Annotated in this window: 12 protein-coding genes and 1 tRNA gene; 7 read left to right on the top strand and 6 right to left on the bottom strand. The window is 59.3% G+C overall.

The genetic code is table 11. The features are described from left to right. Positions 1-271 precede the first annotated feature (271 nt). Both DJ81_RS16235 and DJ81_RS16240 read right to left on the bottom strand, forming a co-directional pair. Complete coding sequence (locus DJ81_RS16235; RefSeq protein ID WP_094590574.1) at positions 272-1387, bottom strand: site-specific integrase; 1116 nt, start codon at positions 1385-1387, stop codon at positions 272-274. 2 nt (positions 1388-1389) lie between these two features. Beyond that, positions 1390-1647, bottom strand: a complete 258-nt coding sequence (locus DJ81_RS16240; RefSeq protein ID WP_094590576.1) for a hypothetical protein — start codon at positions 1645-1647, stop codon at positions 1390-1392. Positions 1648-2104: 457 nt separating this feature from the next. On the opposite strand from DJ81_RS16240, the gene DJ81_RS16245 reads away from it, so the two are divergent. Beyond that, complete coding sequence (locus DJ81_RS16245) at positions 2105-3157, top strand: metallophosphoesterase (RefSeq protein WP_249269146.1); 1053 nt, start codon at positions 2105-2107, stop codon at positions 3155-3157. 97 nt (positions 3158-3254) lie between these two features. On the opposite strand, the gene DJ81_RS16250 is transcribed toward DJ81_RS16245, so the two are convergent. After that, a complete protein-coding gene (locus DJ81_RS16250; RefSeq protein ID WP_094590578.1) occupies positions 3255-4208 on the bottom strand; it encodes a DUF4268 domain-containing protein in 954 nt (317 codons plus the stop codon). 369 nt (positions 4209-4577) lie between these two features. Here DJ81_RS16250 and DJ81_RS16255 point away from each other — a divergent pair, with 369 nt between their 5' ends. From DJ81_RS16255 to DJ81_RS16265, 3 genes are all read left to right on the top strand, one after another. After that, complete coding sequence (locus DJ81_RS16255) at positions 4578-5834, top strand: Cdc6/Cdc18 family protein (RefSeq protein ID WP_094590580.1); 1257 nt, start codon at positions 4578-4580, stop codon at positions 5832-5834. A 281-nt stretch (positions 5835-6115) separates the two neighbouring features. Continuing rightward, positions 6116-9298 (top strand): AAA family ATPase, encoded by a 3183-nt coding sequence (locus DJ81_RS16260; protein WP_170938350.1) that lies wholly within the window; start codon positions 6116-6118, stop codon positions 9296-9298. Further along, positions 9295-10653, top strand: a complete 1359-nt coding sequence (locus DJ81_RS16265; protein WP_094590584.1) for a hypothetical protein — start codon at positions 9295-9297, stop codon at positions 10651-10653. Before DJ81_RS16260 ends, DJ81_RS16265 begins: the two co-directional genes overlap by 4 nt. A 16-nt stretch (positions 10654-10669) precedes the next feature. Here the strand turns inward: DJ81_RS16265 and DJ81_RS16270 are convergent, their stop codons facing one another. From DJ81_RS16270 to DJ81_RS16280, 3 genes are all read right to left on the bottom strand, one after another. Continuing rightward, positions 10670-11686, bottom strand: coding sequence for a hypothetical protein (locus DJ81_RS16270; protein ID WP_094590586.1), 1017 nt, complete (start codon positions 11684-11686; stop codon positions 10670-10672). 132 nt (positions 11687-11818) lie between these two features. Further along, positions 11819-12115, bottom strand: a complete 297-nt coding sequence (locus DJ81_RS16275) for a hypothetical protein (protein WP_094590588.1) — start codon at positions 12113-12115, stop codon at positions 11819-11821. Between the two features lie 474 nt (positions 12116-12589). Continuing rightward, positions 12590-12662, bottom strand: a tRNA-Arg gene (locus DJ81_RS16280). Positions 12663-12846: 184 nt separating this feature from the next. Between DJ81_RS16280 and DJ81_RS16285 the strand changes: the two genes are divergently transcribed. The 3 genes from DJ81_RS16285 to pepF all read left to right on the top strand — a co-directional run bounded on the left by DJ81_RS16285 (position 12847) and on the right by pepF (position 16850). After that, a complete protein-coding gene (locus DJ81_RS16285) occupies positions 12847-14403 on the top strand; it encodes a PAS domain S-box protein (protein WP_094590590.1) in 1557 nt (518 codons plus the stop codon). An 82-nt stretch (positions 14404-14485) separates the two neighbouring features. Continuing rightward, positions 14486-14959, top strand: a complete 474-nt coding sequence (gene rimI, locus DJ81_RS16290; RefSeq protein WP_094525189.1) for a ribosomal protein S18-alanine N-acetyltransferase — start codon at positions 14486-14488, stop codon at positions 14957-14959. 91 nt (positions 14960-15050) lie between these two features. After that, a complete protein-coding gene (gene pepF, locus DJ81_RS16295; RefSeq protein ID WP_094590592.1) occupies positions 15051-16850 on the top strand; it encodes an oligoendopeptidase F in 1800 nt (599 codons plus the stop codon). The last annotated feature ends 153 nt before the right edge of the window (positions 16851-17003 follow it).

Genomic DNA, 17003 nt, shown 5'->3' on the forward strand with positions numbered 1-17003 from the left:
ACCGTTGATATACAGATCATGAATCACGACAACACGGACGCAAACGGCTGGAGGCATCGAAGCGGCGGCAGTCACAACATCGGCGAATCCATGCCAGGAACGATCGGGGATGCAGAGCGGGTCCTACATGACCGAGAGGGTCAGACACCGACTGTCGACCCTTCGGTTGAGGTCCCTGCTGAGGAAAGCGAGACGTGCACTGATACGACGGAAGATAATGGCGTTGATGTCGACGACCTTGTAAGTCGCCTTCGAGAATAGGGAACGGATCTCAGGTGTATGACGAGCCACGACCGTCGACGTCGTTGAGGGCTTCCTGCCGCTGCTTCATTTTGTCCTCCTTCGACCGAACGTCGTAATGCTGGTCGATGATCGTCGGCGAGACGTTACACCGGTCGCTGACAATTTCGACCGGAACACCTGCCCGGAGCAACTGTGTGATGTAGCCCCGCCGGATCGGGTGGGGCGTCACACTCGACGGGCAGCGTGCGGCTCGTGCCTCGTTGTTGGCGGCTTCGCAGTCGTCGGGGTCGCGGTCGTGCGGACACTCTCGGCCGATAGCACACGGTCGTGACCATCGGTAGACGTAGGTTCGGATGGTCGATGTCCCCACGCGACCGCGCTGGGTCGCGAGGAGTGGTTTCCGGCCGTGGTCGTCGACGATGTCCGGACGGCGCTGTTCGAGGTAGTCGTCGATCACGTCACACGCCGCTTCGCTTATCGCGACACGGCGCTCACCTGGCTCCTTGTTCTTGATCGGTGTGTCCGAGTCCGGCCGGTGGTGGATCTCGATGTGAGGCGTCTCTGCGTCGGCTTGGTAGTCTCGGACGTCGAGGGCGCGGGCTCCCCCAAGGCGTACGCCCGTCTCCGTAAGGACGACCCAACAGACGTGCTCCGTCGTAGCGTACTCGTACCGTTCGAGGTAGGCCAGGACCTCTTGGGCGCGTTCCGCGTTGAGCACGGTGTCTCGCGCGTTCTCGCCGTTGTCCAAGTTTGGCGAGTCGACCTTGCGGTACAGTCCCGACTCAACGGCGTCGATAGTCTCGCACCACTCGATGAACACGCGCAGCGAGTCCATCTGTGTCTTCTCGCTGACGACGTTGAGGTCTTCGCGCCGCCACACACGGAACTCGTGGAGGTCGCGAGCGGAGAGTTGGTCGAGTGTATCGATGCCTTGGTCGTCACACCAGTCGACGAAGAAGCCGAGCCGAGAGCGATGGGCATCGACGGTCGCCTCCTGGCAGTCGCGGGCCTTGTCGTTGAGGTAGAGTTCGAGGGCTCGCTCCGGAGCGGTCGGTTCGAGGGATTCGGTCGTCTGTTCGAGCAGCTCCTCGAGACGATTCTCTAGGCTGTCCGGCTCGGTGATGGAGGGAAGCTCGTTGGACACGGTTACTCTAACCCCTCGAGCATTTCCTCGACGAATCCATCCGGTGATTCCTCGGATGTAGTGGTCGTCGCCTGGTCGGGATTTCGGGAAAGAGACGATTCGAGTGCTCGAAGATCGCGGGGATTCCGGTCGATGTGTTCCTCGATAACGCTCTCGAGGTATGCCGAGACGGTGAGGTTACACTCCTCGGCAGCGCGGGTGAGCTTGGTCTTCGAGTCCGATTCGATACGAGCGGCGACCGACTCAGTGCGATTGGTCACGTCAGTTCGCAGACTGAACTTACTGATATAGGTGGCGCAGAATTGGTGGTTAGGCGACCTATATTCACCAATTCCTGCCAAAGTAGGCTGTATTTTCGTTATAGAACTGACCGAATGAGTTATTCCGCCACCAATTATGATTCTGTATTTGCGTCTGGTTACCAACTACAGAGGCGAGATCACAGGTTATCTACCAACTCATATCGACGAGCGATCTATCTCGTCAAATCGCCATACTGCACGTCGATATTGGTGTTTGATATTCCAGAAAGAGGTTCGTCCCCTCATGAGAAAAGCATCAATATCGGGATATTCGTAGCGGGAAAGTTCTCGCGCGACAGTGACGAGTCGGCTCGATCAGTTCGTTCTGGACGCCCACTAGCTCGGGGGAATACCCAAACACGGTCTGGTCGCCACTATCAGCAGAACTAACAAGATATCCGGAGTGGCATGATCCGTGGAGACCACTAGCGGCCTCCGGCACAACCAGTCTGTAACGGGTCCGCTGGAAGTGGCGATCCGCGACATCGATACCAATCCAGTACCTCCTCGAGATGTGGAACTCATCGCAACCGATGCTGATGGGGTGGAGCTACAGGTCGTTACCTGGGAGAAACACGACGTAACGGTTGAGTGGGAGGTCGGTGCCACGTATGCGATCCGGGGTGGCCGAGCCAAACGATACATCGACGCTTCGGGTCCGGAACTGCGTATCCACAGTAACGCGGATTTTGCTGTTGAGCGGGTTACCCCTGATTCGGACCCGTTACGTCTCCTCATCCTTGGGGATACGCACGTTGGATATCGACATCGGGCATCGAATACGAAACCGCCGTGGGCCCAGGAGGTCGACAACAGGCGGACGTTCAGTCGAAGCTTCGCTCGTGCTCGGGACCTCGATGTGGATGCCGTCGTCCACGCGGGGGATGTGTTTGACCACGGGATAACTTCGGAAGACAGGGACCACGTTCGCGAAGAGATCCAGCGAACCCATGACGTGGGGATTCCTGTATACTACATCCACGGAAACCACGACAACGAAGCGGGTAACAGGACGTTACGTGGGGGTCCGGGAATCCATATCGGTGGTGAGACCGCAGTGTTCGGGGACGATGTCGTGCGGCTTTCGGGACTCGATTACGGGGCGGGGGAGTTTTCGAGTCGGCCGCCAGAAGGGCCCGGCGACGATGGGCTATCCGTGTCGTTCCTAGTCCTACATGACACGCCGTACCCGGCGGTTGACGAGAATCGAGCTCCGATCCACCGAGCTGATCCGAATCATCTGGACCTCAGGGAGTTCCTCAACTCGGCCGATGAGTGGCTGGACCTGATCGTTTCGGGCCATCTACACGTTGGGAGTCGCGCTTCGATAGCGGGCTACGAGATTCCCCTAGTCGTTACGGGCCCGACCGCAGAGATTAGCACAGCGACACAGGAGAATAACCCCTCCACGTGGTTAGTGACCGTTTCAGAGGGAGAGGTTCAGGTTGAACGGCAGAAACTGGTGTAATTCAAAATAGAACCTGGGGGAGGGGGGTGCGTCCGACAAGTCGTTTAGAATGAACGGAACCTACACAGTGAGTTCGTTACAACAGTAGAAGCAGCGATCAGTTGGACCCAAGAGCGGAAAGACGCGGCTCGAATTCCTCCTGGAATTCGTCCATCGCATCTACCCCCCACTCGATCAGATAGTTCCGTTGGTCAGCAGTCAGCTCAGTAATCGTTCCGTCAAGATCTTCTGGCTGCTTGATCCGGGAGGCCTGTTTCTCGGGCAAACGTTCCCACTCTAACTCAACGCCCAAACTCGTCTCAATATCTGTTCGCTCGCGTTTCAACGCCTCGAATATCTCCTCGTTGCGTTCCTTATCCGACGTGGAGATGTAGAGCTCGACGGAGAATTCTGGCCCCTGATGGAACACCCATCCAAATCTGACTCCTGAGATGCCGGCACTGAAGGTCAGATAGTTCCGAGGTCCGGGCTTGAGCTTGTACCAGTTCGGACGTCGCTGCGAGTACGCCTCAACCATCTCGGCGAAGAACTGACGGTAGCTATGTTCGGAGTCGGAAAGCGACTCGTTACTCACCTCTCGCTCCCATTCGTTAGGCTCAACGACAATTTCGAACTCGAACCCGCGCTCCTCGGAGCCTTCGATACTCACGACGCGGGGTCTGATCGCGAAGAACTTCGCGCCTTTCGGTCCGGTTTCGTTCAACCATTCGAGGACGCTCCGGTGTTCCGGCCGGAACTCCTCGGCGAGCCACATCGTGAACCCGGCGTTCTTTCCCGACGAGTACGTCAGGAGCTTCCCCAAGTGATCGTGGTCCGTTCGATTGTATTGGTTCTCGATGACAACGGTCTCCCCCGTGTTCATCTCTCGTGCGACGATGTCGGCCGAGAAGTCGCCGACGGCTTCCTCCGCTCGCGCGTCCTCGATTTCTATCCCCAACTCAGACGCGAGCAGGTCGATGTTCTCTGTCAACCATCTCGTGAAATCCCGCTCTTCGTTCTCCCACACCGAGCGGAGGTCGTGCTCTTGGATTCGCGAGACGTTACGATCCATATACACGCTTCCTCGGGGGTTTTGATAAAATGTTGTGAGCTGTATGCTCTTGGAGCGTAATCCGTTAAGCTTCGTTGCCGGACGCACCCCCCTGCCCCGGGGAAGATTGGTCCGGAGCCGAAGAATATGACCTCTGTTCCAGATGCAGAGGCGGTTCTGGGATCGTGTCTCTTTGTCACGGGATTGGATTCGGAGGCGAATATCTCGATAGTTTGCTGGACGCACCCCCCTCTGTCCCCGTCGTCCAGACAAAGTGCAGTAGAACCACAAGAGAACTAAAGAAGGCATTCAGGACGCTATCCCGTCTGCTAGTCAGGAAGACATGTAGGACACGGGGGTTTTATACGTAATACCTGAAAACGGGAGCGTATGAAGGCGTTCGGCGACGAGGACACGATCTTCGAGGATATGGACGTCCTCAACCCTAACGAGCAGACGTATCAGCCCGAGTCGCTGCCGGAGCGCGAGGTCGAACTCGATCAGATCCACTCCGCACTCCGTCCAGCGACGATGGGCTCGACGCCGCTCAACCTGATCGTATACGGTCAATCTGGGCAGGGGAAGACCGTCGGAATCCGCCTCAAGACCGACCAGCTTCAGGAGTACGCTGACGACTCCGAGATGGACCTCACGGTGGTTCACATCCGTTGTAAGGGCATGGATGGTTCCTACCACGTCCTGACCCACCTCGTCAAGCGACTCCGTGAGAAGCGATTCGGCCCTGGTGAGGAGCTCCCGAGCGGTCACCAGCGGAAGACTCTCCTCAACATGGTGATCGAGAACCTGGAGAAGGTCGGTGGGACGGTCATCGTTGTTCTCGACGAGATCGATGCCATCGGTGACGACGACTACATACTCTACGAACTCCCACGGTCGAATCCGGACGGGGTCCGCCTCTCGCTCATCGGGATCACGAACGACCTCCAGTTCCGCGAGAACCTTGATGCCGACGTCCGGTCGAGCCTCGGCGAGGACGAGGTCCGTTTCGAGCCGTACGATGCTGATCAGCTCCGCAATATCCTCGCACGGCGTGCCGTCGGTGCCCTCCGAGACACGTATTTCGAGGACGACGTCGAGGACTACCAACATCTTCGAAGCGAGATTCTGAGTGACGACACGATCCCGCTTGCCGCGGCGCTAGGCGCACAGGATACGGGGGACGCTCGTGAGGCGATCCGCCTGCTGTTCCGTGCGACCCGGTTTGCCGATGATAGGGGAGAGAGCACCGTCACAGAGGAGCACGTGCGTGAAGCACGGGATTTCCTTGAGACAAAGGCCATCGAGTCGGGGATTCAGACGCTCCCGAACCAGCGAATGCTCGCGCTCATGGCGGTCACGTATCACGGGATACACGGCGACACACCTGTGACGACGACGCCCATCTACACCCAGTACAAGACCCTCTGTGAGTACGTGGACGTGAACGTGCTTTCGAACCGGCGATTCCGTGACCGGCTCAACGATCTCGCTGACACGAACGTGCTCAATAAGCGACAGGGTCGGGGTCGTGGAGACGAAAACCAGTATTCGCTGGCGGTCGACCTTGATACGGCGCTCGAGAATCTCCCGAAGGAATCGGAGCGCCTCGGAGATGTCGCAACGGTTCTTCGAGAACAGAGTGGATAATAAAATCTGTTGGCCTTGTTTAGACGTGGTACAGATCCCTGCTACAGCTTTCATCAAAGGACAAAATCGAAAAGAGATGCTCATAGGCAGCTCTGGTCTCGTCAAACGAAATTCCCACTTCTATACCCGGTGTTATATGATAGCGGAGCAGTAATCGAAGTTCCATGACTCAGGGGTCTCCTACTGTTGGCCAGGATAAAGATTCTGTTCCTCGTGCTTGGCATATCGGATTTAACAACGAGACGTGGATGGATCTATTCCTCAGTTCGGATAGCGCCAGTATGGGATGGCCCCAAGTAGAGAAGGATATTTCTAAACTACAATCTCACGAGTCAATCGTCGACGCAACTGATGCAAGTGAATCAGTGCATCCTCGAAATCCGGCTGTCCAACTTCGAAAGTTCGCCCACGAAGCGGAGATCGGTGACATCATCGTTCTCAAAGATGGATTACGATATCATTCAGATGATGAGTGGGGTGGCAACGGAAATATCCGTGCGATAGGCGTCATCGATGGTGAATACACCCACGCAGATGCTCGCGACTATTACGGGGAACTCCCGATAGACGCGACCAATAAAATGAACGAGCACCATCGTAGCGTCCGGTGGGTGATCAATTTCGATGAACAACTTGGTGGGCCCTTCACACCTGAGATTGCGTTCAGTCAATGGACATTCGACGAACTCGATGAATATCCCACCTTACGAGAACAGATCATCTCTAGTCGTGGACTTCACGGAAAATTCACTGAGCTAGAGGAGTACGCTACCAGTGTTGCTCAGTCACGGGAAGAAGAGAAACAAACCACGGTCTGGATCGAAAAGAGCTACCACAATCGTGAGGACCGCGAAGAGCCGGGGTGGGGACTTGGAGACGCGTTGTGGTGTCCCCAAACACGGACAGACGGTGGAGGCTCAATCTACTACGAGAACGCGACGGGTGTCAAGAAAGGCGACGTCATTATCCACCTCGACCAGGATCAGCGAGCATTCACCGGTGCATCGATAGCCGCAGATGATTATGAGGAAACTACGTGTCTTGAAGACACCGAATGGGATCGGAAGGGCGTTTCCGAAATGGAATATAATTCAGGAGGGCGCCCGGCCTACCGTGTTCCACTCAAAGATTATCGGGAATTGGCCGCTCCTCTCGATGTAGACGCTGTTCTTGACGAAGAGAACAAGGAGGTGCTACACAAGCTTCGGGAAGATCACACGGTCGTCTACAGTAAAAATCTGAATCTCAACCAGGGGGCATATCTTACGAGATCCCCTCCAGCCCTGGTCGAGCTCATCAACGATACGGCTCACCAGAAGGTAGGCGAATCGATTCCTCATCTCGCGACCAACACCTCGAACCGCGACGTGCAATCGGGCAACGACGAGGATGAAGAGAAATCCAAGGCTCGAGAGGCCGTTGACTCAATCTCCGAAGCGACATCACTCGTTGTTGAACGTCTCGCCGAGACCGAGTATACGAATCCCCTCCGAGAGGTCTCTGGTGACCGCATCGAGCGCTGGACTCTCGCACTGCGCGGATTCAACCCCGGATATTTTGTCACACCCGAAGAAGAGATCGAATTTCAGGACCTCAAAGCGTATCTCGAGACGAACAGAGAGCACTTCGATAGGATCGCATCGGAAATCCCGATAACAGGTCTGGACAACATGAACCCCACAGAGGTCGTTTTTCTCGCACTTCTGCGGGATCGTCAGAAGTCGCTAATTGAGAGTCATGTTCTTGATATACAACCGAATGCGAGCCAGCCCAAACTCAACGCGATACTTCGTGGTGCTTACCGATACTTCGAGAACCCGACGCACCCGATCATCCAGCAGGTAAGGAAGGACGAGACTACTGTTTACAGACAGAGTGCCCCAATCGATTACTGGATACCGGTACTCCAACATCGTGCCTGCGGAATCGGTGAGTCCGACTACGGTCTATGGGCCGAGTTGAACCCGGGGGACGTAATTGCGTTCCACGCGAACGCCGAGACGAGATACTCCGACCCTGAGTACGACGATGGGTTCATGTTCGGGATCGCTGTCGTAGGAGAGCGGTTCGAGAGCAACAAAAATTGGTGGAATGATAACTATGCGCATGACGATCAATATCCCTACCGGATCGCATTCGATCGTCTGTTTCTCACGTCCGGAGCAGCGAATGCGTCTAATTTGACTGTGACTGATGGTGCGACGCAACTCCGCAAGGGTGCAGTCTCGACCAACACTGTCAACGACTGGTGTCAGGATGCAACTGACAGCGACTTCCCAGTAAACCACTTTCTCATCGCACTCGATGATGACACCAAGTACGGCCGTGGAGAGATAATTGCCGACCGACTCGTAAACTCAACCACCAGTGTATCCCCAGTCGCAACCACAGGCGAATTCACTGGTACGGTTGACCCAGACGCGTTCGACGAGATCGTGTTTCCGGAGGCGTACGACCTCCCGACCGCTACGGAAATTTCCGAGCAAATCACTGCTGCCGTTCGCGCTGGCGACCACATAATCTTCACCGGACCTCCTGGAACTGGGAAGACAGAAATCGCCCAGCACGTCACGGCTGATCTCGTGAAGAACCACCCAAATCTCTACAGCGGATACCAAGTCACGACTGCGACGGCTGATTGGTCAACTTTCGACACTGTTGGGGGCTACATGCCGACAGAGTCCGCTGGTGACGACTCAAACGGGGACCTCGCATTCACTCCGGGAATTGTCTTGAACCGGCTCAAAGATCCACAGACTGGCGTACAATCGAATGAGCCGATCATCATCGACGAACTAAACAGAGCTGACATCGACAAAGGATTTGGACAGCTGTTCACACTCCTATCTGGACAGCCTGTCAAGCTTCCGTACACGAAAGACGAGCAGGAGATAGAGCTCCTCCCGACAGATCATGCCGAAACTGTCCCGGCAGATCACCAGTACGTTGTCCCTGATTCGTGGCATATCTTTGCGACGATGAACTCATACGATAAGACGTCACTGTACGAAATGAGCTACGCGTTCATGCGTCGCTTTGCGTTCATCCGCATCCCTGCACCTAACCTTCCTGAGGGGGATGACGAAGAAGCACTAGATACGCTCGACGAGGGCATGCAGCAGTACATTGACGCTTGGGAGGAGATCAATCCGACACCCGAGGAACTCCGCGCTGTCGGACTCGTTTGGAAGCATACCAACCAGGCAGTAGAGGATCGGGCGATCGGCCCCGCGATCGTCAAGGACATGCTTGGCTACATAACCAACCATCACGACGCCCAAAACGGCAATCTCAAAAGTCGCGTCACAAACGCTGCCATCAGTTACATTTTCCCTCAGTTAGAGGGGGTCCCTGAGCGCACGCAGATCGTCTCACACATCGCCGATGTCGATGAAATTGACCGGGATATGATTGAGACAGCAGCACGTGACATGCTCCAAGTCACGCTTGAGACTGAGTCATGAATCGTGAGGATCTCATAGAAGGTCTCACCGAGGATATCCTGGCATACGTGATGAATGGAGGGTTTCCACAGCGGGAGCTTGCAGACTCACTAAAGTACGAGGCACTCGATGAACGATTCGAGGACTATGAAATCCTCCTCGACTTACACTTCATCCTCAAACCAGAGGTCGTCGAGTTCGTCGAAAAGTTGTCCCAACGGTTACGAAATATCCGTACTGAAACGAAGACTGTTGCCAAGACACAACGAGGCGGAATCGATGGACACATCAACTGGGGATCCACCGTGAAAACTCGGTACGCGACTAATCCCCAGGATCGGTCCCTGTTCGTCACAGAAAACCGATCAGAGGACTACGACATCCCCGAGAATCTCGTCCTCAAAAAGCTTCTTTCTGTTATTTATGCCACTCTTCGAGACGCTGACGAGTACCTCAAAACCAACTACGAATGGGTCTCTGATCGCTGGCAACAAAACGGAGAACTCATAGATGATCTTCAAAGAATTGTCGACCGTAACGTCCACGTCCGCCGTATTCGCGACCCTGAATCGTACGAACCTACTGAACGCATGCTCACCACTGCGGAGCACTCGCGGCAGGTAGTCTATCGAGATGCCGCCGCGTTATTACGCACTCGACAGCGACTCCATGACGGCCATCCCGACGAACTACGTGACCTCCTCGATGAAACCGCGATCACCCCTGATGACCAAGCGAGACTTTTCGAACTGTACGTCCTTTTTCGGTTTATTTCTACACTCGAAAAACTCCAAGATACCCAACCCATCTTCCAGACGATCAAAAGTGGTAGACAGGAAATTGCTCGTATCGACGGTGAGCAAGAAATTGTCGTGTATCATGACAAGTCTGCAAGCGACCGTAAGCTCTCTTTCCACACAGAGTCGGATCCTGATGACCGTGAACTCACGCGAGCAGAGCAAGTCCAGAAGACCGCTCGCTCAGTCGCCAGCAACTACTTCAACAAAGAGTTCCGGAACCACACCGGCCGCCCTGACGTTATCGTCCTAGAAGTCAAAACAGACGAACCGCTCCAATACGAATACCTCATCGCCGAGGTCAAACATAGCACCCGAGAAGAGACTATCCGAACTGGGATCAAAGAAACGCTAGAGTACCTCGCTTTTCTCCGCGTTAACGAAGAGTACGTCTTCGGGAATCATACCGAAGACGAAAGTAATTACTTTGGCAGCGGATGGAACGGTCTCTTAGTCGTACAGGACCTCGACCAAGACACTCCGTCAGTTGCAGAGCAGGTCGATGAACCAATTACAATTTTACAAGCGAATAACCTGGATGAAGATCTTGAACAAGTTCTTTCGAGTGTGCTGAGATGAGATCCAATCAAATTGACTAATTCTTTCTGCTGAACTCAACTTCCGAGTACGCATACGTATAGCGCTTGATCCCGTTTTTCTCACAGTAGTCAACCAACTCGCTCGGCAACACATCCATCTCCTCAGAATCATCCAGAAACGCAACCATCACATCATCACTACCATCTGGACTCTCGGCCACGACTGCCGTATCTGGGTCGTTGTGACTAGTTTTGACCACCAGATCACCGGGTACAAACGGATTTTTCGCAAATTCGAGATTCTCGTGTTTGTACGTCCAGAGCTTGACGTCCTGGTCGTCACAGTACGATGCGAGGATCGCGGGGTGGTAGTCACGCCACTCACCTGGCCCTTCATCGAGCGAACTCGGGAAGGCGACCCGCACCGCTTCCCCGTCCATTTCGTGTCCGAACGCCCCAGTGTTCTGCTCCGGCGGCAACACCTCGACGACGATTCCCACCGACGGCTCCGCATCGCTGGCTTTCACCACGCGATCCCCCGGTGAGAACGGGTTCTCCGGCTTCTGATTCATGTGGGCGGTGTTGGGGCCGAGGTCGAGCAGCTCGTTCATCGGCCGAGCCGCGAGGTGGTCGAGTTTTTCCGGAGAGTCCCCAGAGAAGGCCGCCTCCGTTTCGACCTTCGACTTTAGGGTCTCGAGACGCTCCCATCCGAGCAGCATCAGACTGTCCTCGTTGTCCCGGTGCCAGACCATCACCACGATGTCGTCGTCGGGGTCCCGCTCAACCAAGGATCCGGGAAGAAAGGCAGAGACGTCCCGTGAGGACTTCACGTCGACTGTGTAGCCGAACACCTCGAAGTCGTGTCCGGAGAAGCTCTCGGGGTTACACCGCCGGATTGCCTCCTCGTTTTCCCACTCCCACATCTCAACGGGGAGGTACTCGCGACAGAACTGCTCGAACGCGAGCTCGCCGAGGTTACCGATCCGCTTGACGTCCAGGTCGTCGGCTCCCTGAATGACCGCTTGGTGGTGGGCTCGCTCGTGATCGATTTCGTCCGGGGTGAACCGATACATTACTTGAGTATCAGACACCGGGCAAATATATTTTCAGTATGAGATATCAACTCAAAGAAAGAGAGGGGCGAAGGAGCGTGAGATCCGGGCCTCCGGGACTATCTCTGATTCGATGCGTGGCTCCTCCCAGACCTACGCCGCGTTGAGGTAGTCATCGGGGGGATACCCGGCCTTCGAGACGAGCTTTCGTGCGTCCTTCCGGACAGCTTGGTTGGCGGGACGTTCTTCGTGTGTCCGGATGTGGTCCTTGATCGAGGCCGCCACCTCGTCCATCAGATCCGGTCCCGCAATATCGAGTACGCTATCGAGCGTCTTCCGATAGCCGGCCTCCGATGCCGGGAACCCCTGACGGGAGCCGAGCACCTCGTCGTTTACCGACGCGATCTCGTACAGATGGCCGTTACGGCGGAGCTCCACGTCTCGTTCCATTACTGGCGGATAGAACGGAACCGGGTATATAATCGGGGATCGCCAACCTCGAGGGGATCCGAATCACCTCGGGCAGCAATTCGGGGATTGCCAATTCTCTCATTTGCCGGATTTCTTTTAACCAGGATCTCCGGATGGGTCATCCGCCTCCTCTCATGATTGCTTTTGCCCCGGGTTCCACAGTCACCATCAACGCTGATCCGCGGTTCGGTTATCGTGGGATTCTCTGGTCTACGAACCCCTCACGACGACGGTCGTCTTTCGTGGAGCTCTCCCTACCTAGGCCGACCCGATCATGGAGAAGCCGCCAACCACCCAAAGGACTTTACCTCGACTCCGTCACGTGTATTTCACGAACCGCACGAAGGCGACGACCCCCGTCATGCTGTGTGACGAACTCAAATTCGTCACTGGGGGTTCGCCTTATATACACCCGGCCGCCGTCCTGTCAATTTGCCCCGTCAGAAAACGTGACGGGCGCGACGGGATTTGAACCCGCGGCATCTTGGTCCGGAACCAAGTGCTCTGTCCGCTGAGCTACGCGCCCTCACGACCGGATATCCGCGGCGCGCGTTTAACGCTTCTGACTCGGGACGTTACCGTCGCCCGAGGGAGCCCGCTCGCCTCCGCTCGTCGCGCCGCAGTCCTCGGATCGAACCGCTGATTATCACATCTGATATCCATGGCACGCACGTTTATACCCGCTCTCTCGTAGAGCGGATAGAACAACTGTGACTCTGCGTCCCAGCGACAGGCCGTCTGCCCCGCGGGGCGATTCTTCTCGCGACGACGAGGGACGGCCGCCGACGGATCGACGACGCTCCACCGTCGACGAGAGGGTGAGCCCCGAGCGGGCCGGCGCCGGCGACCGCGAGACGACGGACCCGACGACCGCGGGCGACGGCGGATCTGACCGCTTCGTCGCGGCGGTCGCCGTCGACGGCGAGGTGCTGTTCGCGGGCCCGTCGGTGCCCGCGGTGCTCGGCGTCGAACGCGAGGCGCTGCTCGGCGACAACCTGCTCGAGCACGTCCACCCGAACGACCGCGACCCCGTCTCCGACGCGCTCTCCGCAGTCGCGGCCGACCGCACCGTCACCCACCGACTCCGACACGCGAGCGGCGGCTTCGTCTGGGTCGAGTCCGTCGTCGACGAGGAGCTCGCTCCGGAGTTCGGCGGGCGCGTCGTCACCGCGCGCCGCGTCGACATCGACCGCGCCTTCCCGGAGCGGTTCCGCCAGTTCCTCGAGTACGGGACCGACCTCGTCACCGTCGTCGACGACGACGGGTTGGTCAGGTACGAGAGCCCGTCGATCGAGGAGGTGCTCGGCTACGAGCAGGGGTCGACCGTCGGCCGGTCGCCGCTCGGGTACGTCCACCCGGACGACCGCGAGCGCGTGACGGAGCGGTTCTACCGCGCCCTCGACGACCCCGAGGCGGCGCCCACGATGGAGTACCGGTACGGCACCGCCGACGGCGACTGGGTCTGGCTGGAGTCGCGGACGCGCTCTCTGCCCGACGACGTCGCGGTCGGTCGGCTCCTCATCAACTCCCGCGACGTGAGCGAGCGAAAGGCGCGCGAGCGCCGGCTCACCGACCGCAACGAGCGGCTCGACCGGTTCGCGAGCATCGTCTCGCACGACCTCCGGAACCCGCTGTCCGTGATCCGCGCGTCGATGGAGATGGCGCGGCTGAAGGAGGACACCGAACCGCTGGAGCGGGGCGAGCGCGCCGTCGACCGGATCGACCAGCTCGTCTCCGAGCTGCTGACGCTCGCTCGGCAGGGGTCGGGGATCGACGAGCCGACCGAGTTCGACCTCGCGGGGGCCGTCCGCGAGGCGTGGGCGACCGCCGGGAGCGACGGCGCGACCCTCGTCGTCGGCGCCGACGCCCGGGTCTGCGGCGACCGCGGACGCCTGCGGCAGGCGCTGGAGAACCTCTTCCGGAACGCGGTCGAACACGCCCGTGAGGCCGACGCCGACGCCGACGTCACGGTCGTCGTGAGCGCGACCGACGAGGGGATCGTCGTCGCCGACGACGGCCCCGGGATCGATCCCGAACACCGCCGGGACGCCTTCGAACCCGGATTCACGACCAGCGCCGACGGGACGGGGTACGGTCTCGACATCGTCCGCGAGGTCGTCGAGTCACACGGCTGGTCGATCGAGCTCCGCCCGGACGCGGAGCCCTCCCTGCCGGCTCAGGTCCCGCGGCCGGACGGCGCCTGCTTCGTCGTCGAGGCCCCCGCCCCCGACGCGGTCGCGGCGACGGAGCCGTGGATCGACGGGTGAACCGACGAGGCCGTTCGACGGCGGTCGGCGGGTCCCGATCCCGTCCCGTCGCGTTTATTCCTCCCGACTACCAATCTGAACCGTGACTCCCGTCGACGCCACGATCCGCCGGATCGAGCGCGCGGACTTGCTCGCGGTGGTGCGGATCGAGCGCGCGTGCTTCGCGGACCCGTGGCCGTACGACGCCTTCGAGCGCCTGCTCGACGAGCCCGCGTTCCTCGTCGCCGAGCGCGACGGCGGGGTCGTCGGCTACGTCGTCGCGGACGCCACGCCGAACCACGGCCGCGACATCGGCCACGTCAAGGACCTCGCGGTCCACCCGGACGCGCGGGGCGAGGGGCTCGGCCGCGGGCTGCTCCGCTCGGCGCTCGCGCGGCTCCGTGGCGTCGGCGTCGCGGTCGTGCGCCTGGAGGTCCGCGAGAGCAACGCGGTCGCCCGGTCGCTGTACGGGGACGAGGGGTTCGAGCCGGTCCGCCGCGTCTCGAACTACTACCGGGACGGCGAGGACGCGATCGTGCTCGTCGTCGACCTCGCCGAGTGGGCGACGGGCGTGTGAGCGCCGGCGCGATCGCGGTTCGTCGGCCCCTCGCCGCCCGCGTGCTTCCGCTTTTGACAACCCTTAGTGCCCGGGGCGCGAACCGGACGGTATGAGTTCGGTTCCCGAACGAGCGGAGATCGACGAGGCGTACAAGTGGGACCTCCAGAGCATCTACGCGGACGACGTGGCGTGGGAGGCCGCCTACGAGACGGTCGCCGACCGAGTCGACGAGCTGCGGGACTACGAGGGGCGCGTCACCGAGGACGCCGCGACCCTGCTGGAGCTGCTCGAGCTCCGCGAGGAGGTCTTCCGGGAGCTCCAGCAGGTGACGACGTACGCCCGCCTGCGCAGCGCCGAGGACACGCGCAACCAGGAGTACCAGGCGATGTCGGCGAAGGCGTCCTCGCTGAGCTCCGAGGCGTCGAGCGCGGTCTCGTATCTCGAGCCCGAGCTGCAGTCGCTCACCGAGGGGGCGGTCGCGGAGTTCCTCGAAAGCGAACCCGCGCTGGAGACGTACGAGCACTACCTCGACGACGTGTTGCGCATGAAAGAACACACGCGCTCGGCGGAGGTGGAGGAGGTGCTCGCCGACCTCTCGGAGGTCACCGACGCCCCGAGCGAGATCTACTCGATGCTGACGAACGCCGACATGACGTACGGCGTCGTCGAGGACCCCGACGGCGAGGAGGTGGAGATCACGCAGGCGAACTTCACGAAGCTCCAGACGAACCCGGACCGCGAGTTCCGCCGACGCGTCCACGAGACGTTCTACGAGCAGTGGGGCGACGTGCGTAACACGGTCGGCACCGCCCTCGAAAAGGCGGTCCGCGAGCACGCGACGAGCGCCGAGATCCGCGGCTACGACAGCGCCCGCGCGGCCGCGCTCGACGGCTCGAACGTCCCGGTCGAGGTGTACGACACCCTCGTCGAGACGGTCGACGACAACCTCGACGTGCTCCACCGGCACGCGGGGCTGAAGGAACGTGCCCTCGGCGTCGATCGGCTGGAGAGCCACGACCTCTACATGTCGCTGACGGGCGACCAGGGTCCGGACGTCGAGTACGACCAGGCCCGCGAGTGGGTGATCGAGGCGGTCGCGCCGCTGGGCGAGGCGTACCAAGAGCGGATGGCGGAGGGGCTCGACTCGCGGTGGGTCGACGTGTACGAGAACCGCGGGAAGCGCTCCGGCGCGTTCTCGTCGGGCACCTACGACACCCAGCCGTACATCATGATGAACTACCAGGACGACATCGCCTCGATGTTCACGTTGGCTCACGAGCTCGGCCACTCGATGCACTCCGAACTGGCCGGGGACGCCCAGCCGTGGCACGACGCGAGCTACGAGATCTTCGTCGCGGAGATCGCCTCCACGGTCAACGAGACGCTGCTCACCCACCACCTGCTCGACACCGTCGAGGACGACGAGCTCCGGACGCACGTGCTCGACGAGTACCTCGAACGGTTCCGCTCGACGCTCTTCCGACAGACGATGTTCGCGAGCTTCGAACAGGAGATCCACGATCGCGTCGAGGCCGGCGACGCGCTCACGCCCGACGCCTTCGACGAGATCTACGCCGACCTGAAGGGCGACTACTACGCGCCCGCCGAGCTGACCGGCGGCATCGAACGCGAGTGGGAGCGGATTCCGCACTTTTACTACAACTTCTACGTCTACCAGTACGCGACCGGCATCTCCGCGGCCGCCGCGATCGTCGAGCGCGTCCTCGACGAGGGCGAGTCCGCCGCCGCCGACTACCGCGAGATGCTCGCCGCGGGCGGCTCCGACTACCCGCTGAACGTCGTCGAACTCGCGGGCATCGACATGGCCTCGCCGGACCCGATCGAGTCCGCCGTCGGGATCTACGACGACTACCTCGACGAGATCGCCGCGCTGCTCGACTTGGAGTAGTCCGGCGGCGGCAATCTGACTGACGCTCTCTTTTATAAACAGAACTGCGGTGGCGCGTGCCTGCGAGGCCGCTTCGTGGCCGAGCAGCACGCGCGAGGGAGTCGCTGGCTCCCGGAGCGAAGCGGAGGGTGCCAGCGACGAGGCTGGGGAGGC

Source organism: Halorubrum sp. Hd13 (genome assembly GCF_002252755.1).
Lineage (GTDB): Archaea > Halobacteriota > Halobacteria > Halobacteriales > Haloferacaceae > Halorubrum.